Origin of the sequence: Bacillus nitratireducens (assembly GCF_036320425.1) — a bacterium.
Taxonomy (GTDB): Bacteria; Bacillota; Bacilli; order Bacillales; family Bacillaceae_G; genus Bacillus_A; species Bacillus_A nitratireducens.
Genome location: NZ_JAUMJO010000004.1, coordinates 81,307 through 105,669, shown reverse-complemented (window position 1 = coordinate 105,669; position 24,363 = coordinate 81,307). Strand labels below are relative to the sequence as shown.

General features: G+C 35.8%; 23 protein-coding genes. 2 read left to right on the top strand and 21 right to left on the bottom strand.

The window, feature by feature from the left end; translation table 11 throughout:
* Window positions 1–56: 56 nt before the first annotated feature.
* On the bottom strand, window positions 57–1,271 hold the full coding sequence (locus tag Q3V31_RS16060) for an aspartate aminotransferase family protein (RefSeq protein WP_001286446.1): 1,215 nt from the start codon (window positions 1,269–1,271) through the stop codon (window positions 57–59).
* Window positions 1,272–1,542: 271 nt separating this feature from the next.
* Here Q3V31_RS16060 and Q3V31_RS16055 point away from each other — a divergent pair, with 271 nt between their 5' ends.
* Window positions 1,543–2,922: a catalase gene (locus tag Q3V31_RS16055; RefSeq protein ID WP_071734287.1), complete on the top strand. Its 1,380-nt coding sequence runs from the start codon at window positions 1,543–1,545 to the stop codon at window positions 2,920–2,922.
* Between the two features lie 120 nt (window positions 2,923–3,042).
* Here Q3V31_RS16055 and Q3V31_RS16050 read toward each other — a convergent pair whose 3' ends face one another.
* From Q3V31_RS16050 to Q3V31_RS15990, 13 genes are all read right to left on the bottom strand, one after another.
* A complete protein-coding gene (locus Q3V31_RS16050; protein WP_329765618.1) occupies window positions 3,043–3,570 on the bottom strand; it encodes a hypothetical protein in 528 nt (175 codons plus the stop codon).
* Between the two features lie 112 nt (window positions 3,571–3,682).
* Window positions 3,683–5,437, bottom strand: coding sequence for an adenine deaminase C-terminal domain-containing protein (locus Q3V31_RS16045; RefSeq protein ID WP_000504430.1), 1,755 nt, complete (start codon window positions 5,435–5,437; stop codon window positions 3,683–3,685).
* Window positions 5,438–5,731: 294 nt separating this feature from the next.
* A complete protein-coding gene (locus Q3V31_RS16040) occupies window positions 5,732–6,898 on the bottom strand; it encodes a serine hydrolase domain-containing protein (RefSeq protein ID WP_016129762.1) in 1,167 nt (388 codons plus the stop codon).
* 190 nt (window positions 6,899–7,088) lie between these two features.
* Complete coding sequence (locus tag Q3V31_RS16035) at window positions 7,089–8,267, bottom strand: ABC transporter permease (RefSeq protein ID WP_141435212.1); 1,179 nt, start codon at window positions 8,265–8,267, stop codon at window positions 7,089–7,091.
* Between the two features lie 2 nt (window positions 8,268–8,269).
* Window positions 8,270–8,944: an ABC transporter ATP-binding protein gene (locus tag Q3V31_RS16030; protein ID WP_016129764.1), complete on the bottom strand. Its 675-nt coding sequence runs from the start codon at window positions 8,942–8,944 to the stop codon at window positions 8,270–8,272.
* Entirely contained in the window at window positions 8,941–10,044 is a 1,104-nt protein-coding gene (locus Q3V31_RS16025; RefSeq protein ID WP_000727469.1) for an efflux RND transporter periplasmic adaptor subunit, read from the bottom strand. Before Q3V31_RS16025 ends, Q3V31_RS16030 begins: the two co-directional genes overlap by 4 nt.
* Before the next feature lie 222 nt (window positions 10,045–10,266).
* Window positions 10,267–10,773, bottom strand: coding sequence for a DUF3902 family protein (locus Q3V31_RS16020; RefSeq protein WP_000805744.1), 507 nt, complete (start codon window positions 10,771–10,773; stop codon window positions 10,267–10,269).
* Between the two features lie 312 nt (window positions 10,774–11,085).
* Window positions 11,086–11,820 carry a hypothetical protein gene (locus Q3V31_RS16015; RefSeq protein ID WP_000932783.1) on the bottom strand — a complete coding sequence of 245 codons (735 nt, stop codon included), beginning with the start codon at window positions 11,818–11,820 and terminating at the stop codon, window positions 11,086–11,088.
* A gap of 15 nt (window positions 11,821–11,835) precedes the next feature.
* Window positions 11,836–12,945, bottom strand: a complete 1,110-nt coding sequence (locus Q3V31_RS16010; RefSeq protein WP_071734277.1) for a DUF58 domain-containing protein — start codon at window positions 12,943–12,945, stop codon at window positions 11,836–11,838.
* Window positions 12,942–13,874, bottom strand: a complete 933-nt coding sequence (locus Q3V31_RS16005) for an AAA family ATPase (RefSeq protein ID WP_001023372.1) — start codon at window positions 13,872–13,874, stop codon at window positions 12,942–12,944. Before Q3V31_RS16005 ends, Q3V31_RS16010 begins: the two co-directional genes overlap by 4 nt.
* 145 nt (window positions 13,875–14,019) lie before the next feature.
* Complete coding sequence (locus tag Q3V31_RS16000) at window positions 14,020–14,313, bottom strand: putative quinol monooxygenase (RefSeq protein WP_000583820.1); 294 nt, start codon at window positions 14,311–14,313, stop codon at window positions 14,020–14,022.
* A gap of 44 nt (window positions 14,314–14,357) precedes the next feature.
* Window positions 14,358–14,996, bottom strand: a complete 639-nt coding sequence (locus Q3V31_RS15995) for a nitroreductase family protein (RefSeq protein ID WP_090813609.1) — start codon at window positions 14,994–14,996, stop codon at window positions 14,358–14,360.
* Between the two features lie 17 nt (window positions 14,997–15,013).
* Entirely contained in the window at window positions 15,014–15,442 is a 429-nt protein-coding gene (locus Q3V31_RS15990) for a MarR family winged helix-turn-helix transcriptional regulator (protein ID WP_000204168.1), read from the bottom strand.
* A gap of 264 nt (window positions 15,443–15,706) precedes the next feature.
* Between Q3V31_RS15990 and tet the strand changes: the two genes are divergently transcribed.
* Complete coding sequence (gene tet, locus Q3V31_RS15985) at window positions 15,707–17,650, top strand: tetracycline resistance ribosomal protection protein (RefSeq protein WP_329765617.1); 1,944 nt, start codon at window positions 15,707–15,709, stop codon at window positions 17,648–17,650.
* A gap of 64 nt (window positions 17,651–17,714) precedes the next feature.
* Here the strand turns inward: tet and Q3V31_RS15980 are convergent, their stop codons facing one another.
* From Q3V31_RS15980 to Q3V31_RS15950, 7 genes are all read right to left on the bottom strand, one after another.
* Entirely contained in the window at window positions 17,715–18,827 is a 1,113-nt protein-coding gene (locus Q3V31_RS15980) for a cupin domain-containing protein (protein WP_071734269.1), read from the bottom strand.
* A gap of 14 nt (window positions 18,828–18,841) precedes the next feature.
* The gene (locus tag Q3V31_RS15975) at window positions 18,842–19,342 is read right to left on the bottom strand and encodes a DinB family protein (RefSeq protein ID WP_000167462.1); all 501 of its coding nucleotides are present in this window, start codon (window positions 19,340–19,342) and stop codon (window positions 18,842–18,844) included.
* Complete coding sequence (locus Q3V31_RS15970; RefSeq protein WP_016129770.1) at window positions 19,339–20,283, bottom strand: fumarylacetoacetate hydrolase family protein; 945 nt, start codon at window positions 20,281–20,283, stop codon at window positions 19,339–19,341. The genes Q3V31_RS15975 and Q3V31_RS15970 overlap by 4 nt, the downstream gene beginning before the upstream one ends.
* 92 nt (window positions 20,284–20,375) lie before the next feature.
* Window positions 20,376–20,933, bottom strand: a complete 558-nt coding sequence (locus Q3V31_RS15965) for a hypothetical protein (RefSeq protein ID WP_329765616.1) — start codon at window positions 20,931–20,933, stop codon at window positions 20,376–20,378.
* A 55-nt stretch (window positions 20,934–20,988) separates the two neighbouring features.
* The gene (locus Q3V31_RS15960; RefSeq protein ID WP_000514039.1) at window positions 20,989–22,218 is read right to left on the bottom strand and encodes an FAD-dependent oxidoreductase; all 1,230 of its coding nucleotides are present in this window, start codon (window positions 22,216–22,218) and stop codon (window positions 20,989–20,991) included.
* A 55-nt stretch (window positions 22,219–22,273) separates the two neighbouring features.
* The gene (locus tag Q3V31_RS15955) at window positions 22,274–22,690 is read right to left on the bottom strand and encodes an acyl-CoA thioesterase (protein ID WP_000393358.1); all 417 of its coding nucleotides are present in this window, start codon (window positions 22,688–22,690) and stop codon (window positions 22,274–22,276) included.
* A gap of 20 nt (window positions 22,691–22,710) precedes the next feature.
* The gene (locus Q3V31_RS15950) at window positions 22,711–24,267 is read right to left on the bottom strand and encodes a class I adenylate-forming enzyme family protein (RefSeq protein WP_329765615.1); all 1,557 of its coding nucleotides are present in this window, start codon (window positions 24,265–24,267) and stop codon (window positions 22,711–22,713) included.
* Between the last annotated feature and the right edge of the window lie 96 nt (window positions 24,268–24,363).

Genomic DNA, 24,363 nt, shown 5'->3' with positions numbered 1-24,363 from the left:
TACCACTATTTTCTTCCTATTTGCATTAAAAATAAGGTGATTTTTCATTAAAGTTTTTAAACACTTGTAGCTGCTAAACTATGCATACAAGAGATAAACTCATTAACAAATGTATCGATTTCTTCTTTTGTAATTATATATGGCGGAAGTAAACGGATGATGTTCCCTTGTGTAACGTCAACTAACATCCCTTTCTCCATTAGCTTTACCTGTAATTTCTTTACGTTTTCATTCGTATCATTCAAACTAATTCCAAACATCATACCAGCATGGCGTACTTCCTGAATATAATAAGAATTTTCTTTCTGAATTTCTTGCAATTTATCATTTAGATAGTGTGACGTTTCATACGCTTCTTGCATTAAACCATCGTCAATCAATGTATTTAAAACCGTTAACCCTAAAGCGGTTCCCATTGAAGAATGAGCAAACGTTGTGCCGTGATCTCCTGGTGCAAATACATCACATAATTTTTCACCTACAATAATTCCCCCTAGCGGTATCCCGCCTCCTGCTCCTTTGCCAATTTGAATAATATCGGGTGTAATATTGAAATTTTGATAAGCGAATAGTTTTCCTGTTCTCCCCATACCACTTTGTACTTCATCGACTATGAGAAGTACATTATATTTATCACATAGATATTGAACACCATGTAAATATTCACTTGATAAAGGATAGATCCCCCCGCTTCCTAAAACAGGCTCTAACATAATTGCAATGGGATTTTCGTTAATAATTATTTCTTCTAATTGTTCTATATTTTCACGTTCCACTTCATATACAGGAATCGATGTTTTAGGGAAATTTTGATATACATTTTCTTGTCTCGTAAAATGTAACGCCCCTAATGTTCGCCCGTGGAAACTATCTTTCAGCACAACTACTCCGTCACGTTCTTCATTCGTAATAGATTTATATTTATCAATTAATTTTAACGTCGTTTCTGTCGCTTCCGTACCAGAGTTTGTAAAAAAGACCTTTCCGTTTTTTAAAGAGCAATCAACTAATTTCTTTGCATACTCAATCGCAACTGGATTTAAAAAATGAAATGGAAGATGCAACGATTTCGTAACTTGTTCCATTGTTGTTTGCACAATTTTAGGGTGATTGTATCCTAATACGTTTACTCCTACACCAGAAAATAAATCTAAATACTCTTTACTATCTACATCATAAAGTTTACTTCCTTCTCCTCTTTCTATCGCAACCTCCGTACGACAATACGTAGGCATAATGTATTCTTTATCTAATTGAAACCAATCCGACATTTTAAATTCCTCCTAGTTATTTCCCCTGTTTATTTATGTTCATTCTCTATAAATTCATGTATAAATTCATTTTTCAGATTAATATTTTAATAGGAATTTCCTTCCCGATATTCATTTTTCCATAATTTCTTCTATTTCAACAGGTCCACTACATACGTGTTTTTTTCATCTAGCGGTCTGTTACTAGTTTGAACTTTGCGTGTCATACATAATCAACGCTATAAAATCATATTTAGTAACAATGGACAAAAAAGATTTGGAGGCTATATCGATGGATGAAAAACATGATAAACAGCGGGAATCTTTATTAGGAGAATCCTTTAATATCAATCGAGAACTTAATGAACCAGCCAAACATCACTCTCAAACAGTTGGTTCACGTGGACCTATTTTAAAGCAAGATAGTGTACTTCACGAGACGTTACAAGAATTTATTCACGAAAAAATTTTAGAAAGACCTGTTCATGTAAAAGGATTTGGTGCGTTCGGTTATTTTCAAACGATCTATCCAATGTCAGAACATACAAAGTTAAGTTTTCTACAAAATTCTAATGAGAAAGTTCCTGTTATGGTTCGATTTTCATTAGCTGTTAGTACGAAAGGAACACCTGACACTTCTAGAAATGTACGCGGTTTTTCTACAAAGTTTTATACAAAGGAAGGCATTTTCGATCTTTTATGTAATCACATTCCTGTCTTTTCTGTTCGTGATCCGATGCGTTTCCCTGAAACGATTCAAGCGTTGTTACCTTCACCTATAAATAACTTAATAGACCCGAATAGATTTTGGAGATTTGTCGCTAGAGCACCTGAATCCATTCATTTCGTTGTCCATTTATACTCTGATGCTGGTACGGCCAAAAGTCTTCGCCACATCCCAGGACATAGTGTTAATACATATGTTTGGAGAAATGCAGAAGGTACTCGAAAGTATGTAAAGTATCATTGGTACCCATTTGAAGGTGTACAATTCATTACTAGTGAGGAAGCAAATAAACTGGCTGCCGAAAACCCTGATTATAGCGGGAAAGATTTATATGATGCAATTGCAAATGGTAAACCAGTGGAATATGGTTTATATGTCCAGCTCATGGATCCGAAAGATGAAGCACATCTTTCTTATGACCCTTTAGATGATACAAAGGTATGGGATGAAAAGTCGTATCCTCTTATACCAGTCGGCAAAATGATATTAAATAAAAATCCTGAAAATTATATGGAAGAAGTAGAAAAAGTCGCTTTCTCCCCTTCTAATTTACTAGACGGCGCTGAATTATCAGATGATAAAATGCTGCAAGGACGCGCTAACATTTATAGTGATTCACAAAGAAGAAGAATTGGACCTGAATTTCGCAAAATAACAATTAACCAACAGCAAAATTGGACACCTGCTAATCAAATAACGAGCGGTGACGGAAGATACGTTGAAGGTAAACTTGAAAGAACTTCTATTACGAAACAGGATGACTTTACGCAGCCTAGTGAATTTTATGCGAAGTTAAAACCGATTGAAAAAGAACATCTTGCTAAAAACTTAGCTAGTGATTTGAAAGTTATCTCCGATGATATTAGAAAGGTCGTTTTAGGGTATTTTCATAAAGTGTCAACTGATTTGGTGAAGAGGATTGAAAGTGCGATGCAAAAGCTTTAAGTATAAAAAACGTCATTTTAAAATAAAAAATGACGTTTTTTTATGGCGAAATTACTAGGAATTCCAACCACTTTATTTACAATTATTAACGAAATTTTCCGCATTCAAAATTCCGTTATTTCATTTTAGATTATGGTACTCATTTCTCTTTTTCAAATATTTTTTTTCACATTGTAACGGCTTGAATTTCACTTTTTTCCCTTTCTTCTTTTTCGTTTCTATAACGATCCATTCCCCTTTTTCAACATCTAGGTTTAAGTGTTTCATTACATTGATATTATCTTTTTCTTTATAAAGTAAAAATGCTTCTTGTACCCTCATGAATAAGCTAGGCTGCTCGCTAAATCCACCACTATCATAAATTTTAGTTAGCGAATTATAATAAGAATCATTTTCCCACCCACCATACATCAAATACGCAGCCTCCAGATCTCTTTTACTTACTTCCCAAAAACTATGTTCATCAATTTTTAAATTAAATGTGGATTTAATATCACTTATTATATTTTTCACATGCTTGTCATCTCGAATTTTCCTTTTTTCAAGACAATCAGAAGATAGCTCTGGTGCATCTGTTTGAGAATGTACAACTTGTTGAATAGATACACATAATATAAATACACTTAAAATATACAATATTTTTTTCATACTTACGTTTCACCTCAAGTAACTTAGATACTATATTATTTGAGGCTTGCAATATTCTTATGCTAACAATGTGAAAGGCCCTATAAATTGGACTTTTATAGGGCCTTTCATATTAACATTGCTTTATCAAATTCACCGGTGAAGCCACTACCTTACTATTTTTCACATCATATAGTCCTATAGGCGTTACCCGTATAAAAGGCAGGTGCGTCGCAGAAAAGAATAAAATGGTAAATGCCGGATCGTCATATGCGTAGCCACGCTCTTGCAATAATTTCACCATCTGTTTCTCTTCCTGTATTAATTCATTCATTTTCAAATTAGACATAATCCCGAGCAATGGTAATGCAATTTCGTGTAATACTTCATTCTTTTCAGCTATTACCATTCCCCCGCCAAGCTCTTTTACTCTATGAAAAGCTGTAAGCATATCTTCTTTATTCTTCCCAATAAGAATGATGTCACCTGTACCAGAATAAGTGCTAGCAAGGCCTCCTAATTTTTTTGCAAAGCCTTTTACAACTGTATTCACTCGCCACGTACCATCACGAGCAATCATCATAAGAAAACACTCATCATGATTTAGAGAAAGTTCATCACGGTTTAAATCGATTTCACTCATATATGGTTTTGTTATAACGTTATTTAATAATTGTATACCCATTTTATGAGAAAAAATCATATCCTCTTTTTCTATGGACCAGTTTAATAATAATGGCGTTACTTTGAATTTACTCCAGTCTATATGTAATGATGCATTTTTGTTTATTCCGTCACGCTTCATCCATTTCCCCTTTGCAATTACACTTATTGGAATCGGATTTTCTTTACTTTCCAAAATATTAATATTAGCAATTCTACCTGTCGCAATTGAACCATGTAAATGCTCCACATTATAATAACGAGCAATATTATAGCTTGCCATATGATAAGCATCAATTACTGGAACCCCTTGCTTTATCGCTATTTCTATCATCCTATTCGTCATTCCATTTTCATAAAATGACGGATGTGAGCCGTCTGTAGTGAGAATGAATCTATCAAACTGCTTTACTCCTAGTTCTAGCAATTCTTTCAGTAAAACTTCTAAATCTGGGCGGATTGAAGAATTCCTAAGGGAAACAGTGTAACCTTGCATAAGACGAGCGAAAGCTTCCTGCCCTGTCATCGCTTCATGATCACAATCTGTACCTAACAGCTTTAACTTTGCTAAAGTCGTTTCAGATGCTCCTGGAAAATGCCCTTCCACTTTTTTATGTAATCGTTTCGTTTCCTGCACCCAATATAACATTTCATCATCGCCATGTAATAACTTTGGCCACGCCGTTAGCTCACCGCCTTGAAGAACTGCTTTATGCTTAAGCCACCCTATTATTTCTTCACGATTAAATAAAGATTCGCCGTTTTGCAATTCAGTTTGCCCATCAAAACGACACCACCAATACATACTTGCTGGAATCTTTTCAAATTCATCTAATACACGAAATGCTTCTTCACGTTGTAATGTGAAAAATAAAGTTAAATTATCATTAATAAACGTCGTCGTCCCAAATTGCATCGCATAATTTGCTAAAGTTTCAGGATTATATAATTGATATGGATGTGCATGCGGTTCTATGTAACTTGGAACTATATACTTTCCATCACAATCAATGACTTCACATTCGTGTAGTTGCTCTGGTAGTTTTTCTCCTACATATATAATGCGGTCATCATAGATCCAAATATTTGCTTGCACCCACTCGCGCATATAGGAATTTAAATATGTTGCATTCTTGAACAAAATGTGCGGACTTCTTTTGCCATCTATTACTTCAACATGTTCTCTTAATTGCTTGTTACTCCATCTAAACTGATTTTCTCCCAATGAATTTCACTCCAAATCAATTTACTTTTATTTATTAAAATAAAAACAATTAACTAACTAAAGTATTCTCCATTCATTACTCCCCTGTATAGCCCTATACCTTTCATTATATGAAATGATTATAAAAATAACAATTTTCAGAATTATAAACTCTCTTTGATCCTCAATAAAAAAGGATGTCGTGTAACTGACATCCTTTTTTATACTAAACTATAAGGTTGAATTACACTTGATGTCATACTATGAATGCTAATACTTTCCTTTAAAGCAGGATGCCATTTGCATTCTTTTCATCTATTTCTTAAATTCTATTTGCATCATTTTATTAAACTGTTTAAGAATATCAACCGGACCTAAAGAGTTAACATTGACAGCAAATGTATGCTTGCCTCCAATTACTCCGCCAGCAAAAGTCATAAACCCAGGAATTGCTCCTCCGTGACCCCAAACTGAAATACCGTTTGGAAGTTTAGTCTCATAGATTCCAAGGCCATATGCATCACCAACACCTTCTCCTTCTGTAGGAACTGTAGTAAGCATTTCTTTTAGCTCACGTTCCTTCAGTAACTTACCACCGAGTAAAGATGAAAAGAATTTATTTAAATCGTCCGCATTAGAAATCATATCTCCAGCTGAACTACCTATACTCGGATTATAATACGTTACGTCTTTCAGCTCACTCGTTCCGTCAATTTTCAAATACCCTCGAGCATGATTATTTCCTGGAATAACGGTTGAATTCCCTGGTAAAAATGTGTTTGACAAGTCCAGAGGTTCAATAATTCTCTTTTCAATTTCTTCCGCATAACTATTTCCAGTTATTTTTTCAATAAGCATTCCTAGTATTACGTATCCTGTGTTTGAATATGACCATCCCTTACCTGGTGAAAAATCTTGTGGATAAGAAAGTCCAATTTTCACTAATTCTTCAGCTGTATACGATTTTCTTGTATTCGTAAAGTCCGCGTCTTTTGACTTTAAGTATTCAGCTATACCACTCGTATGATTCAAAAGTTGACGTATCGTAATTTGATTGCCATCATACCCATTTCCTTTTACGAGACCCGGTAACCATTTTTCAATTGGATCGTCAAGTTGCACGCGATTTTCTCCTACTAATTGAAGAACAGTCGTAGCAGTAAAAGTCTTCGTCACACTAGCAATCCGAAAGCGATAATCTGATTTCATCGATTTCTTTGTACTTAAATCCGCGACGCCAGCATTATAACTACTAATTTTTCCGTTATTATACGTCTTAGCTAGTACCCCTGGCGCTCCAATTTGGATTGTTTCCTGCATGACTTGTTTCCAACCATTCCGATTCTTTTGATCCTGCGCTTCTGACGAACTAGAAATATTTTGAGTAGACTCTGCTTTTACAGTAAAACCTGGTGTGAATAAAGTAGTACCCGCTAATAAAATTGCCAAACTCGCTAACTTAATAGAATAACATTTTTTCATAAGGCTTTCTCTCCTCTATTCATATCATATTGATTCAAGCTATACTTTCATCCTATATGATAAAACTCTCTTTTTTCTTATCCATTCCTTACGAAATACTTACGTTCAAAATTTGATACGATCGGCTGAGAAAAAGCGTTTATCCAAATATAAAAAGAGAACATAACAAAAGTTATATTCTCTCCTCAACTTATTCATATCGTAAACACTCAATTGGATCTAATTTGGCCGCCTTATTTGCTGGTAATATACCAAATACAATACCGATAAACATAGATATCCCAACCGACATTAGTCCTAAGTTTACTGAAACGATTAAAGGCCACTCTGCAAAAATCGCAATTAACCATGCAAAGAATACGCCAAGTATAAATCCGATTAAGCCACCTAATGCTGTTAAAATACAAGATTCAATAAGAAATTGCATTAATACTTTACTACGCGTTGCACCAAGTGCCTTTCGGATACCAATTTCACGCGTACGTTCTGTTACAGATACAAGCATTATATTCATAACACCGATGCCACCTACTAATAATGAGATTCCAGCAATTCCACCAAAAACCATTTTCATCATATTCGTAGATTCGTCTAAATCTCCCATAAATTCGTCTCCATCTTCTGAAGCTTTGAATTTATGTTCAAATTTTGGCGATTTGATTTCATTTATTCGTGCCACTGCTTCTTTTCCAACACTTTCTCGCTCCTCTCTAGTATGTAATTTTACTGTGATTGTATCGTATTCACTTACTCCTGAAATTACTGGCGTATTTTCAAGTGATGTATACCCTGCAGGACTTGGAGAAATAAACCTTTCTTCACTTTTGTAAACTCCAATAATTTTATAAGGTTTTCCTTTTATATCAATGTACAGATCATCTTCCCACTCATGAAATAATTTTGTAAATGCCGCTTCGTTTATAATTACAACTGGCGTTGGTTGTTCTAACTCTCGATCATTTAACTCTCGTCCATGGGTAATTGTTAGTTTATTATCCTCCATAAAATTACCTGTTCCACCATTTAAACTTAATTTTGTTCCTTTTGCACCAGAAAATACTTTCACGTCCATACTTACATTCGGATACACAGCCTTTACTCCTTGAACGGACTCGATCCGCTTTATCATTTCAGGGGTAATTTTTGCATTCTCTGTACCGTAATCAAGATTTTCGTAAAAGATGGTTACTTCATCATCTTTCCCTTGGCTTAACTCTGCTTTCAGCTTCTCATTCGATCCATCGCCCATTGAAATAATTGTGATAATTGCACTAATTCCAATTATGATTCCGAGCATCGTTAATATAGAGCGCATTTTATGTGCAAAGATAGAAGATATAGCCATGCGTATATTTTCACTTATATTCAACTTTATCCTCTCCAATCTTGGACAATATTTCCGTCACGAATTACAATTTGGCGCGCTGCCGCTTCCCCAATTTCACGGTCATGAGTAATAATAATAATTGTTGCACCCTGTTTGTTTAACTCATAAAAGAGGTCCATAATTTGTTTACTTGTTTTCGTATCCAGTGCACCCGTTGGTTCATCAGCTAATATAAATTTCGGATTATTTACAATCGCCCGAGCAACAGCGACACGCTGCTTTTGCCCGCCTGATAGTTCATTTGGAAGATGGTTTGATCGTTCGGCAAGTCCTACTTTCGTTAGGGCTGCTAATGCACGTTTACGCCTTTCTTTTTTATCTACCCCTGCATAAATAAGGGGCAACTCCACATTTTGTAATGCTGTTAAGCGCGGAAGTAACATGAAATTTTGGAACACAAAGCCAATTTCTTCATTTCGAATGTGTGCTAATTTTGTTTCAGACATGCTTGATATATTTTGACCCGCTAATGAATAAATCCCAGCCGTCGGTTTATCTAAACAACCAATAATATTCATAAGCGTTGATTTCCCTGAACCAGACGGACCCATAATCGAAGTAAATTCCCCTTCGTTAAGTGTTACATTTATACCATGTAATATTTCAACTGTTTCTTCCCCATTTTGAAAAGATTTCGTGATGTCTTTTAATTCGATCATTGAGTGGTAACCTCCATACCATCAACCATATCCTTTTCCGGTTTAGAAATAATTTGATTATCTTTTTTCACACCAGAAACCTTCGCCTCGTTGTCTGTTTCAAAATCAATATTGATAGGTTGTTCCTTTGCTTTACCGTCTTTCACAATAAATACAACGTTTTTATCACCCTTTTTCACGATGCTGCTTTTCGGAATCACTGTTCCGTTTGCTTCGCCGGTTTTACTTATTACATTGACATGAAAACCCGTTTGTAATTCTTCAGAGTTGTTTAGTGTAACAACAAATGGATAATTAGAAATTGTGTTATTCTCATCCGCACTTTTTATTGGTGTTGTGCCAATTTCCGTCACAGCTCCTGTCCACGCTTTATCTTTTATTATTTTTGACGTAATAGAAACCTCTTGTCCGACTTTCACTTGAGATAATTCATATTCAGATAGTTGACCTTTCACTTTCAAAGAACCAGCTGTTCGAATCGTAACTCCGCTCATTCCTGCTTTCCCATCTGCTTCTTTGCTAATCTCTTCAATCACACCATCAGCAGGACTAGTAACCGCTAAAGCATTCGTCTTTTCTTTAATTGCCTGTATCATTTGATTAGCCTTTTCAACTTCAAACTTCTTCATTTCAAGTTGTGTTTCCTGTCCTTGCATTTCTTGCTCAGCTGCTTGTAGCATCGCTTTTTCTACACCACTTGCTTTATCCTTTTGCAGCTTTTGTTTCGCATTATCAATTTGCTTCTGCAGTAACGCTACTTCTTTTTCAGCTAACTTTTTTTGCGTATCTGCTTCACTTTTTTCTAGTTTTATAGATGCATCACTGTATTTAAAAAGTAACTGTCCTTTTTTTACTTCATCACCTTTTTTCACTGCGAGCTCATAATTCCCTTTTGATAGATCGAACGCAATCATTTCAATACCATTCGGAATAACTTCTCCGCCAAATTTCTGAGCATTTTCAATTTTTTTCTCTGTAATTTTATACGTATCATATGCCATCGCTACTTCCGGACTACTACCTGCTAAACCAAAATATGTTCCAGCCCCAATCCCGGCAATTAATACACCGATAAGTAATACTTTCTTTTTCTTTTTCATCTACATGTCACCTTTTCATATACTTTTATTTCTTCTTTTGGAGAAGACGATTTTTAGTATATATTTGGTTTCTTAATAATTTCTCGTATGTTTTCTTAAGTTTTTCTTAATATAAGAAGTTCGTATAAAGATTAACAATAAAAAAGAACGTGTTTTCAATTTATGAAAACACGTTCTCTTACATACTTAAAACCCTATATCAACTTTTTATTTCATTCACTTTTACCATCCTGCACTAGCGTTTATACCATTTCCGATAATAGTAAGAAGTAGTGGCCATAGTACTGGCCCTAACGTAAGAAATAGATTTAGCAATATAAGTATTCTATATCTTCCAGGGATATTATAATTTTTACGATTAACAAATACTACAAAAACTAATAATATTATGGTCGTTACAAATAAAAGTAACACTAACAACCAATACCAAACCATTAAACTGAGACTCCATGGTGTTAATAGCTCGTGTATTATACCAAATATGATTCCTAATACTCCAAAACTAAAGGTAGTAACTGTTGCTTTGATAAACAATTTACTTAATTTTTTATCGTATGTATACTTACAATATAAATCTATTAATGTGTATAAAGATAAAAATGCCATTAATACACCTACCCAAGACAATAACCAGTCTCCGCCTCCTCTAACTAACATAAACAGAAACCAACACATCCCTGCTGCAGAAAAAATAAAGGAAAGAAGTATGTTTTTCAATACCGGTTTCATTCTATTTTCACACCCTTACAAAAATTTAATAATAAAATATAATTTTTTATTTATATGCTACCCATTAATTCTTTAACTCTAGTACATCACTTTTTCATTCTATACTAATGAAACAAACATAATCTCATAAAGAATTTAACGAGCAATACTCTACTAAGGCAACCTTTTCCCATTGGTAGCGATATAAAAAAGTAAGTATACACTACCACGTAATTAAATATAAGTAAATAAAATTAATTTACAGTTAATTTTATTTACTTATCTACTTGTTATATCCGCCATCTTTTTTATTTCATTATAGTACATCTTCTATTATTCATGTCGTCCTTTTCCATCCCGCTCTATCCACCGCATAGTCTTCTTAACATCTAACTCCGTATACGTCTTTTCACCATATCGAACAGACTCATATATCGGAATAATATCTCGTGTTCTACAGATTCTGCTTAACCACTGTTGCATCGTTTCATAAGACCTTCGCTGTTCGTGAAATGGTAAAGTTCTTTCCCATTCAACTAACGTTTTCCTTATCGTATCAGTAGGCAATGACTTTTCTGACTGATCAATGATTTTTTCATCTTTTATAGTTCTTACCACAGTTTGCTTTGTGACCGATTCTTTCTCCTGTATTATTTCAGTTTTCGTCAACCTTTTCCTAATGTACTTGTAGATGGAATATATAATTGACATTACAATAATCACATAAAAAGCTATACTAATCCATGAGCTTGAGAGCATAGAAAATACGTCTCCCCATGAACTTTCCCTTTCAAAACCTTTAAATTTTTTACCCGTTGTCGTTCTATTCCCATTATCTCCTACCTTTGTCTCTTCCAAAGGTCTGCCATAATCTTCATTATTTTCATTGTTTATTGTTTCCTTATAAATTTCTTTAGGTTTCTTTTCACTAAAAAAACGCTCTTTTACTATGTCTTGTACATGCACAATACCTTGTGATAACGTGATCGCACTAACCACAAAGAAAAGTAGTATTAAAACTCTTACACTCCAAAACTTCACCTTCATATGCCGCTTTTTATTCAACATAACATAAGCCCTTTCTTATTCTTTAATTACAATCCATTTATTCGTTCTACTATATTTCCTTGGAGAAGTACCAAGAATTAAAGGAACCGCATCCAATTCCTTGCGACGAAAGCCAGCTGTGTAAAAATAAGAAGAAGATACAGGCGTATCTTGGTCCGATATTGAGGCAAGTACCTTTAATACATTTTGCAAATGTTTCCGATTATCCCCGTTCTTTATATGCAATAATCCGTTATCTTTCACGCTGTTAATCCATAATTCAAATGAACACTCTTGCATGAGCAGTTGTTTGCATATGCCTGCGGTTAATTCAATAAGCTCTTCAATATCATTTCGTAAAGAAACGCCATTTTTATTTTGTAAATTGAGATAAATCGCATATTTATCAGATTGTGTTCGTTCATATTTTTTCGCAGTTATCGTCCCTGTTTTGGCCGTTGCACTCCAATGGATAGAACGAAAATCTTCATTTTCATAAGACTTCACTCCCATTACTTTCGTTTCATCATATAGCGGAGAAGACATCGCTTTTCGAAATCCACGTGACCATTCTTGTAATTCAGGAACTTGCATTTTCGGAACGGCTGGTAAAACTAAATAGGACGGCGTATCAACTTGTTTATATGTTATATGTTTCGTTATGAATCCAAATGGATCAGTAATAACAATTTCAACTTCTTCCCATTTCGCGATACCTCTTTTTAATGCTACAGCTTGTAAATCAAATGAAACGGTCCCTCCACCTTTTATATTGAAATTCAAATAATAATTTGAACCTGTACTATGATTTTTGTTTAGTTCATCATGATTCCAAGTTAGCTTGTTTTCACATTTAAATCGAAATACGATATTGAAAATAGGAAATATCGACTTGTTTGAAATTTTCAATTTGCACATATTTGTTTCACCTATAAAAACGTTCGAATTACCTTGATTGTATTTCCAGTTAACGCGAGATACTTTCCGAATATATATATGCGTAGCGCCTATTAAAATTAAATACAAAAATACGAGAGATAATATGAGTAGATTACTTGAAAATACACATAAAATAACGGCTACAACTGACATAACTCCTATTACGAAAGGCTCCGCTAAAGGTGTATACACAAGCTGTTGATTCATCGTACATTCTCCACTGGCACACTAATCGTATGAAGAATTTCTTTCATGATTTGTTCTTTCGTCGTTTTCATCTCCCCTTCAATCGTTAGCGTTAAACGATGAGCACAAACGGATGCAGCTAGTAGTTTTATATCATCTGGTGTACAGTAATCTCTTTCATTTAATATTGCTCGTGCTTGGATTGCCCGCATAAATGCCAATGTGCCTCGCGGGCTTACACCAATTTCAATTAACTCATGCTTACGAGTTGCTTCAATAATTTCAAGAAGATAATCTTGCACATCATTCCCTACTAACACTTCCCTTGCACGTTTTTGTATATTTATTATTTCTTCACTCGAAATAATAGAATGTAGCGTTTCTAATGGATCATTCGTTTGAAAGCGATTCATCATTTCCTTTTCTGCTTCCCTCGTAGGATAACCTTGTCGTATAGTAAGTAAAAATCGGTCTAATTGAGCATCAGGTAAAGGAAATGTACCAGCCGATTCAAGAGGATTTTGCGTTGCAATTACTAAAAAAGGTTCTGGTAATGAATGTGTCTGTTTCGCAATTGTAACAGTACGTTCTTCCATAACCTCAAGTAACGACGATTGTGTTCTCGGTACAGCTCGATTAATTTCATCCACTAATACTATATTTGCAAAAATAGGCCCTAACCTCGTTTTAAAATCTGATTCCTTCACATCAAAATATTCGAGACCAATAACATCTCCAGGCAAAGTATCCGCTGTGAATTGAATTCTTTGAAATTTAGCGTCTACACTTTTAGCCAAACTTTTCGCTAATGTTGTTTTTCCCGTCCCAGGTACATCTTCTAATAAAACATGTCCTCTTGCTATAAGGGCTATCGCTGCGAGTTCAATCGATTCATCTTTTCCTATAATGACCTTTGAAATATTGTTAGTGATTTTCTTTAATATGTTCATACATTTCACTACCCCTTTAAATATTTTTAAAATTAAGAATATTTATTTTCCAAATTATAACACATTACGTTAGAAGTAAATATATTCCTATCAAAATAAAAAAGATAACCTCAGCCATATGCTAAAGTCATCTTTTTCTACCTAATTATTTTACTAGTTCACCACTATAAACTTTTATATCAAGTGGAGCAGTTAAAAATTGTGGTGCTTTGCTAACGAAAGATGTAAAGTGTTCACTCGTATTATGACTCGCAACTGCTGCTTCATCTTTCCATACTTCTACCATCGTATAAACACTTTCTTTTTCCGTATCTTTATAAAGATCATAAGATACATTTCCACTTTCTTCTCTTGAACCATGAAGTAGTGGCTGAATTTCTTCTAAAAATGATTGTTGTTTTGCTGGATCTACTTGAAATATTGCGTGAATAATAATCATGGTGTTTCCCCTCTCATATCTCACTTATTTCTGTATTTATAAAATTACTTCCACTCAGCAACTTTTTCAACTGGAAGACGTACTGATTGGTAACCACTGTCTGCTGCTTTTCCGATTGAAATTAACATTACTGGTACGTGACGCTCTTTGTCTAATCCGAATGCTTCTGCGATTTGGTCTTTTTCAAATCCACCAATTGGGCAAGTGTCATAACCGTGAGCACGAGCTGCTAGCATAAATTGCATTGCTACAAGACCACCATCAATTAAAACAGTATCTTTCATTACTTCTGGTGTAACCATTGAGAAGTAACCTGAAAGTTTTTGCATTTGATCTTCTTTTACTTCGGCTGGCATTAAACCACGTTCAACTGCTGTACCGTAAATTTCTTCTGCGTTATCAAAGTTGTTTAAGTCACCAAATACAGCAATCATCGCTGAAGATGTTTCTACTTGAGATTGATTGAATTTCGCAAGTGGCGCAAGTGTTGCTTTTGCTTCGTCACTTTCAATAACAAGGAATCTCCATGGTTGCATGTTTACAGATGATGGTGCAAGTGTTGCTTCTGTAAGGATTTCTGTCATTTTTTCTTTACTAATTTTCACTGAAGGATCGTACTTACGAATTGAACGGCGTCCTGTTAAAATTTCGTTAAAATCATTTGTTTTTACTGAGTTAGTCATAGTTGTATTCTCCCTTTTTAAAGTTCTTTTATATTTTCTTGAATGCGGTCTAACATCGTTAAAAGATTGTCGCGCTCTTCTTCACTTAATCCTTTAAATGCTGAAGTAGCGAAACGCTCTTTTTCCTCTTGATACACTTGAATTTTATTTCGCCCCTCTTCTGTAAGAGAAACTAACGTAATTCTGTTATCATCTGGATTTTTACGTCTTGTAATCATTCCGTTTGCTTCCAGCTGTTTTAAATGCCTCGTAATCGCGGCATTATCAATATTCACTTCTTGCTGAAGTGCTTTTTGACTAATTTCATCTACTTCATATAACTGAAGTATAAGCTCTAGTCTAGATTGACTCATACCCGTACACCCTTCAAATTTCGAACTTACTTCTTTGTTGAGAAAGTGTAATTTATATAAAATTATTGCTTCTTTTGAGCATGAACTTGTCAAATTACCCCTCCTTTACATGAAAAACAAAAACGTTTGATGTATCAATAGTTGATATGTCAATTAATATAATCTATATCGATTTAGAATGCAAGCATTTTGTTTACATTTTTATTTTTCCAAATTAAGGCGCTTTGTCGCGTTACAAAAAATGTTAATTGCACTATAATAGTACTAATTTAAATGACTGGAGAGTGATTGTAATGCGGCAATACACAAATAGAAATGAGGAAATAAAAATGGAAAATGAAATGAGGATATTCACATATGACAACAATAAATATAGGGATTGTCGCGCACGTAGACGCCGGCAAGACGAGTTTGACTGAGCGTATTCTTTATGAAACGAATGTGATTAAAGAAGTTGGCCGAGTAGATAGTGGCAATACGCAAACTGACTCAATGGAATTAGAAAGACAGCGCGGAATTACGATTAAAGCATCTGTCGTTTCTTTCTTTATTGACAATTTAAAAGTAAATGTCATTGATACACCTGGACACGCTGACTTTATAGCTGAAGTGGAGCGATCATTCCGGGTTTTAGACGGTGCGATTTTAGTTATCTCTGCCGTTGAAGGTGTGCAAGCACAAACAAAGATTTTAATGCGGACATTACAGAAACTAAACATACCGACAATTTTATTTGTTAATAAAATTGATCGTAGTGGTGCAAATACTGAAAAAGTTGTAAAACAAATAAAAACAATCCTTTCAAATGAAGCATTCCCCTTCTACTCTGTCCAAAACGAAGGAACAAAGGAAGCTCGTATTTTTGAATATAGATCATATGAAGACTGTATAGAGCGATTAATACCATACAATGAATCATTGCTTGCGTCATATGTAAATAATGAAATAATACCGGACTCACTATTAAGAAAAGAACTAGAAAAACAAATACAGCAAGCTAATGTGTATCCAATCTTTTTCGGCTCAGCCATGACAGGTATGGGCGTAACTGAACTACTTGAAAAACTTCCGGCCCTAATTCCAGCTAATACATCGGCACAAGATGAAACATTATCTGGTGTTGTTTTTAAAATTGAACGCGAACCTTCTGGAGAAAAGGTTGCTTATATAAGAGTTTTTTCTGGTAGTTTACACGTTAGAAAATATGTTGATATACAGCGCGGAGAGTTTCTATCACATAAAGAAAAGATTAAAAAAATGTGCATGTTTCATAATGGAGATGCCGTTCAATCTTCTACTGTTCAAAGCGGAGAGTTTTGCAAAGTGTGGGGACTGAGTAATATAAAAATTGGTGATATTATCGGTGAGCGGACGGATTATATAAAGGATATTCGCTTTGCCGAACCACAAATGGAAGCGGCTATTGAAGCAATGCCTAAAGAAAGAACTCATGATTTATATGTAGCTCTTATGGAACTATGCGAAGAAGATCCGCTCATTAAAGTGTGGAAAGACGATATTCATAATGAACTGTACATTCGCCTATTCGGTGAAGTACAAAAAGAGGTTATTGAAACAACACTTTGTGAGAAGTATAATTTGCAGGTCACTTTCTCAAATACACGAGTTGTATGTATTGAGAAACCAATTGGCGTAGGTAATAGCGTTGAAGTAATAGGTGAAAAAGCGAATCCATTTTACGCAACAATCGGCTTCAAAGTGGAACCTGGTGAACTTAATTCTGGTATAACGTATAAGTTAGGTGTTGAACTTGGATCACTGCCTTTAGCATTTCATAAAGCAATTGAAGATACTGTATTTCAGACGATAAAACAAGGATTATACGGATGGGAAGTTACCGATATTATCGTTACGCTAGCCCATACTGGTTATGCAAGCCCTGTTACAACAGCGAGTGACTTTAGAAACTTAACACCACTCGTATTTATGAATTCTTTAAAGCAAGCTGAAACATGTGTATATGAGCCATTAAACGAATTTGAATTAACTGTACCAGAGCACGCAATTAGTACCGCAATGTATAAGCTTGCTGCTATTTCAGCAACTTTTAGAGAGCCTAAATTATATAATGACTCCTACCATTTAACAGGATCATTACCTGTTGCGAAAACAGAGGATTTTAAAAGAATGCTCCATTCATTTACTGAAGGAGAAGGAATCTTTGCAACAAGGCCAGGTGGTTTTACAAAACTTACGGCTCCCTTCCCTACTCGAAAACGTGTTGATTATAATCCGCTGAATCGTAAGGATTATTTACTTCATGTGCTGAAGGCTTATTAAATCATATAAATAACAAAAAAAGCGCCCACTAGTATGATATGTGGGCGCTTTTTTGTAAGCCAAATTAAGGTAAAGCTGGTTCAAACTCTCCTGTGATTGTTTGATATCCGTTATTATTCTCATATTCCTGCTTCCGCTCTAACCCGAACTTTTCTAAAATAGGCAGGTCATTTGTTGAAAATACATAACTATTTTCTAGCGCAACGTGTTCGTGCCATGCCCAGTTTGGTACAACAAAGAAGTCGCCTTTAGACCAGTCGAAGCGAACACCATTAATAATCGTATATCCTGCTCCTTCATGTACATGATAGATTGATGCATGTGTATGGCGATGCGCTTTTCCTTTGAATCCCTTCGGCAGTTTTTGCATCCAAGCTGCAATCGTTGGACACGCTGTTTCACCGTTCGATGGATTGATATATTCAACCGCATAACCATCAAACGCATCTGGCTCAAAACGACTTAATCCGTTAAGTGCAGCTTCCGTCCCTGCCCATTTGTAGGAACTAAGTGGTGCTTTCTTTGCATATCGGTCTGAAACCGGGCGAACCATTCCACCTGCATAACGCTGAGCGGTATAATTGTCTGGTACGTTTGGCTGTTCAATTTTTTCTGGATACGGCTCAAAGAACGTACCGCCGAGATAATAAATGGTCGGAATATCAAGGCAATCCATCCAAATCATCGGTTTGTCACCTGTGTGACCATGTCCATGCCACAGTCCATTTGGAGTTGTTAAAAAGTCTCCTCGTTCCATGAAAATACGCTCTCCTTGCACAATTGAATAAGCCCCTTCTCCTTCCATAACGAAACGTAACGCATTTTGAACATGCCGATGTGACGGAGCGGTTTCTCCAGGTTGTATCAATTGAACCGCTGCATATAATGTTTGGGTGGTCGATGCCCATCCCCAAGGTTTTCTATAATTAAGTCCAGGATTTTGAAAGTAGATGGCCCGGCGTTCTCCCCCGCGGTCTGGTGTAAATATTTGCGTCGCCTCCGTTAACTTCTTTTGAAGCAATTCAGCTTTCCAAAGGTACGCTTGTGCATGAGGTTCAGGTGTATGTTTCATTAAATCTGGAATCGCGTTCCAAAGTGGTCCGAGATGATATTGTTCTATATCACGGTTGAAATCTTGTACGAGTGTACTTTCAAAAAAAGCATTTTTTTCCGCCATTTTATTTGCCCCCTTTATCGTTCATTAAATTTACATAAATTCCGCTCGATTTGTTTATAATGTTTTTCTGTATGTTCTACGATGAGGTGATTCACGATAAAGTCAATCGACTTATTGTTAAATCGGGGATTGCGACTTGGAGCCTGAATATTTAACTCTTCGTCTGTTAATGTGTTTAGTACATTTTCTATGATAAGTGGTATAGAAGACAACTGCTCTATGACTTCTTCTATAGACTGATTATTAATATTCTCTTCTGATACTGCTTGTAGACGTACTTCATCTGTTAAACCACGCCCCCATAAGTTTTCATGGTTCAATTTAATATTGTTAATTTCTTTTGCCCAATACGGGACAGCTTCCGCTACATGTGTAATAATTTGCATAATTGACCATTCATCTTCTGAAGGTTTCCAATAGATGATTTCCTCTGGCAAAGGCTTAACAATAGTCTTGATCTTATCGATTGATTCATAAACAGATTCGGCTGCGTGGATTTGCAAACTTTTCGTCATAGTACTGGCACCTCTACTGTTTGTCTTACTTTATTTTCAAGTACGCCTACTCCATCAACTTCAATACGAACGATATCTCCATCTTTAAGAAATACTTGCGGATTACGTGCAACACCTACCCCACCTGGCGTACCTGTTAAAATGACATCCCCTGGCTCTAGTGTCATTAAACCAGATAAAAACGAAACGAGATATTGTACCGAGAATACTAGATTAGCAGTATTAGATTGCTGACGTGTCTCTCCATTTACCGTTAAAACGATTTCCAAACCAGACGGGTTCGTTAATTCATCTGATGTAATTAACCACGGTCCCATTGGGGCACTTCCTTCAACTGTCTTACCTTGAAGCCATTGAATCGTACGGCGCTGAATATCACGATAAGTAATATCATTTGCAATTGTGTAACCTGCTACATATTCGAGGGCATCTCCTTCTGAAATATTTCGAGCACGCTTTCCGATTACAAAAGCAAATTCGGCTTCGTAATCTAGTTGTTCAGAAATCGGATAATACGGAATATCATCTTCTGGACCGATTACTGTATTCGCAAACTTCGCAAAGATGACCGGAAATGCAGGTAATTCTCGTTTCATTTCCAAAATATGCTCACGATAATTGTGACCTACACATATAATTTTTCCTGGCGCCGGTACTGGAGCTTCTATTTTCACTTCACCTTCTTCAAATACCAATTTATCTTCATGATTTTTCATAAGTGCATAAGCAATCGCATCTTTTGCTAAATTCATGCTTTCTGTTCCACCTTGTAAAAATCCATTCATATCCTTTGGTATATACGCCTCTGCAATTTGAGCGGCCCGAATGTTTCCTTCGCTGGTCAATTTCGCTTTATAAGCAGCATGCAAATCAATCAATTTTCCATTCTCTAAGGCAGCAATTCTCGCTTCTCCATTATGTGTAAAAGTAACAAGTTTCATATTTATCTCCCTTTCCTTTAAATGATTGAAAGTTCTACCTTCTCAAATAATCGAGAACGATAGTAGCGTATAACTTTCCAGCCCACTTTTTGTTATAAAAGATAGAAAGTATTTCCCTCTGGACCAAGTGGTATATGTCCCAATTCTAATAACTCTACAATTGGCAGAAATACATTTTTTTCTTCAGCTAATTCAGCGGCACATGCAACAACACTTATGTACATCGCATGCCCAACGAGAAATTTCACTGTCTTTTCCTCTCCAAAATGCTTGAAAGCTTCTTTAAAAACGCCATGAAAGATTGCTTCTGGTACTTTATCTACTACATCTACAAGAAGTTTTTCGTTATCAGCGCGCTCAATTTTTTCTTTCAATTGATCAGGTGCTGCTGCTAGTGCCCCCCATAAATCGTTATCTTCAAATGAAATCCGCTCAATTGTTTCATTTAATTGTTTTCTTGAAATCCATTTGATTTCATATTCACTAATGTTTAGAGAACTCATAAATTGATCCATTTTCTTCTCAGCTTCTACATTTTGCTGTCCAATGTTGCAATACCAGTTCATCGTCATTAACCGTTCAATCATTCCATTTTTAGAACGTGCATGAGAACCATATTTTTCTTCACTCATGAATTGAGACAAAGCCATTTCTTATCGCTCCTTTCATATCGTTCATGTTACCCATCTAAATATTTTTATACTTTTAATATTTCGTTGTCAGTTCAGGAGGTCCAAATTTCGGTCCGTATGGCCCCTCATCAAGCCATCTTCCAAGCCTTGGAACGATAGATACCATTGAAGCAGCAATGTCGCGTTTCATGTTCATTTCAGGAGAGTTCCCCTGAAGGTGATGAAGCGCAGTAGTTGAAGCATCTCGGTTCCATTTAGCTGCAATTCGGCGTTCGTTTGCAGCTGCTTCAATCGCGTTTATCCGCTCTTCTTCAGAGTTAGATTGTAGCGCCTTCTCAATACCTCTCGCAGCGAGAACAGCATCTGGAATTCCAGAGTTTAATCCACGTGCTCCGAATGGGGCGAATAAGTGCGCTGCTTCCCCAGCTAGAAGAACACGACGTTTTTCGTCAGTAAATGAATTTGCCACTACTTGATGGAAACGATAGGAAGACACCCACGTAATCCTCTCAGCGTACTTAGCATCCATGACTTTCGGTAACCATTTCTTAACACTTTCAATATTTGTATAATCATCTGGGTTATCTGACTCAAGCAGTTGTAAATCGATACGCCATCCCCCTTTAAACGGAACAAACATTACATTTCTTCCCTCCATAGCTGGATGCTGATAATGGAATATTCTTTCTAAAGGAAGTGGATCTGTTTCATCTTCTTTCGCATCTACGACGATAAAAGTATCTGCTGTGCGCGGACCTTCAAACGTTAATCCCGCTTGCTCTCTTACAATTGAACGTGCTCCATCACATCCAATTACATACTGCGCCTTTAAAATTTCGTCATTTGTAATTGTTACTTCTACTCCAGAGTCTGTAATGTGTAACTTTTTAACTGGAGCATCCCAAAGGAATTCAACGCCCGTATTTATACAAGCCTCATACATATGCTTTTCAATCTCATCTTGGTGAAGAGCTGTGAAATGAGGCAATCTGTTGAACTTAAGGTTTTCATCCTTACCATAATTTCTTACATATACTTCTTTACCTTTATAAAATGTTCGTTTTACAGGCCAAATAATTCCGTTATGAGCAAGTGTAAAACCAAGACCTTCGGCAGTCTCCTCCAGTAGTTTTAACGAAGCACTGTGCAAATAAATTGCTCTGCTTCCTGGACGGGGTCTTCCGAATGAATCTGCCTCTATTACTAACGTTGATATTCCCTTCTTTTGTAATGCAAGTCCTGCTACAAGTCCAACTGGTCCCGCACCAACAACAATGGCATCATATTTTTTTTCTTTTCCCATCAATATCTCCCCTTTATTAACAATTTCTAGTTACGATATCTTTGCTCGTCCTTCTTTAACTTTCCACAGTTTTGATCTCCGGCATCATCTTCTGCCGAATATATTCAGGTATTGGTTGCGCTTTCGCTTTTTCTTTAAAAGAAGTCCATGCACGCGTTTCATAACCTTCTGCCACGACCTGTTCGCCTTTTACAAAAACATGTTGAATTGTAAAAACTTTATTATGCAATTCATTCACAGTACTTTTCACAACTACTTGGTCTTCAAAACGAAGAGGCGACTTAAATTGGCATTTTGCTTCTAGTAAGGGCAAACCAATTTGTTGTTCTTCGTAAAGTTCGACTGAAGGATAACCAATTTTTTTAAAGTATTCATGGGTTGCTTCGTCCATCCATTTATAAAAATTAGGATAATACACAATGCCCGCAGCATCTGTGTCTCCCCACCTTACTTGAAAAGCATATTCTTCCATTATGTCTTCCCTCCTATCTATCAAACTGTTGGACTAATATTAGAAGATACTTGTTCTCTCAGTTTCAACTTTTGAATTTTCCCACTTGCTGTTACAGGAAATTCATTAGTAAAGACCACTTTCTCTGGCAGTTTATAAATTGCCATTCTCTCTTTAAGATAGAATTTTATTTCTTCTTCTGTACTTACTTCCCCATTCTTTAACCGTATGACCGCACATGCAACTTCCCCTAGCACTTTATCTGGAAGTCCCACAACTGCTGCTTCGATTACTTTTGGATGTTTCATAATGACTGCCTCAATTTCTTGAGGATAAACATTTAACCCTCCTCGTATTATCATCTCTTTCTTTCGCCCTACGAACCTTAAATAACCTTGATCATCTAGGGTGCCTAAATCTCCTGAATAATACCAATTTTCATTATCTAAAACCTGCTTTGTCTGTTCAGGCATATTATAATAACCTTTCATTACTCCAAATCCATTAACGGCGATTTCTCCTACTTCTCCGGGCGGGAGCGCCACTCTATTTTCATCTACAATTTTCAATGTTACTCCTGGGATTGCCTTTCCGAGAGTTTCTGTTATGTTCTGATTTGTATCATCATACGAGGTCATCGTAATAGAAACCGTTTCAGTTATCCCAAATGATTGACAAAGGTTAATCCCCATCCGTTCTCGTATCTCAGTCACTGTTTTTGCTGGAATAGGTGCTGCACCAACTAATCCGGCACGTAATGAAGATAAATCATATTTATCAAAGTCCTCTAATTCTAGTTCCTTTATAAACATGGTTGGTACGCCTTTTTGGATGGTTACCTTTTCTTGTTCAATTAATTGTAAAGTTTCTCGCGGACGGAATTTTTCTTGTAATACGATTCGTCCCCCCATCGCTACAGCACAAAGCATATTTATTGCCATACCGAAAATATGAAACAGTGGTGCTGAAATTATAAATACATCATCTTGTGTACAATGTAGCTCTGTTCCTATCGTTTGAGCGGATTGTACAACAGCACGGTGTGTAACCATTACACCTTTTGGGGTTCCCGTCGTACCTGACGTATATAATATACAAAACAAATCTTCATTCACATTTATACTTACTGGTTCAATATCCATTATTTCCGTACGCATTAACTCCTCATACGTACTAAGATTCTCTTGTGGAAACCTTACTGTAATAGCTTTTTGTACCATATTAAGTACTTTTTCAAAACCAAAATTCTTTTCAAATTCTTCCGAAGCTATTAATAGCTTCGGAGCTGAACTTTTCAATATATATTCAATTTCAAATGATTTATATTTTGGATTAAACGGAACAATTGTCGCTCCTAATTTTGCTGCTGCAAAATATATAACTACTGTTTCGGACCAGTTTGGTAGAGATACGGCGATGCAGTCCGCTTTACCTATTCCTAGTCTCTTAAATGCAGTAGCCAAACAATCTACTTCGTTTTTCAATTGTTTGTATGTAATTCGTCTCGTTAAATCATATATTGCTTCTTTTTCACCGTAAGATGAAGTAATAGATTCTATCAGCTCATACACCGCTAATAAGTTTTTATCCTTTTTCATTCTCTCACTCACTTTCTATCGTCTTACCAACTAGCCCGAGTTTTTTATCCCATACTTATAGCCGGATAAACGATGTAGGAAAACCAGGAAGGATCC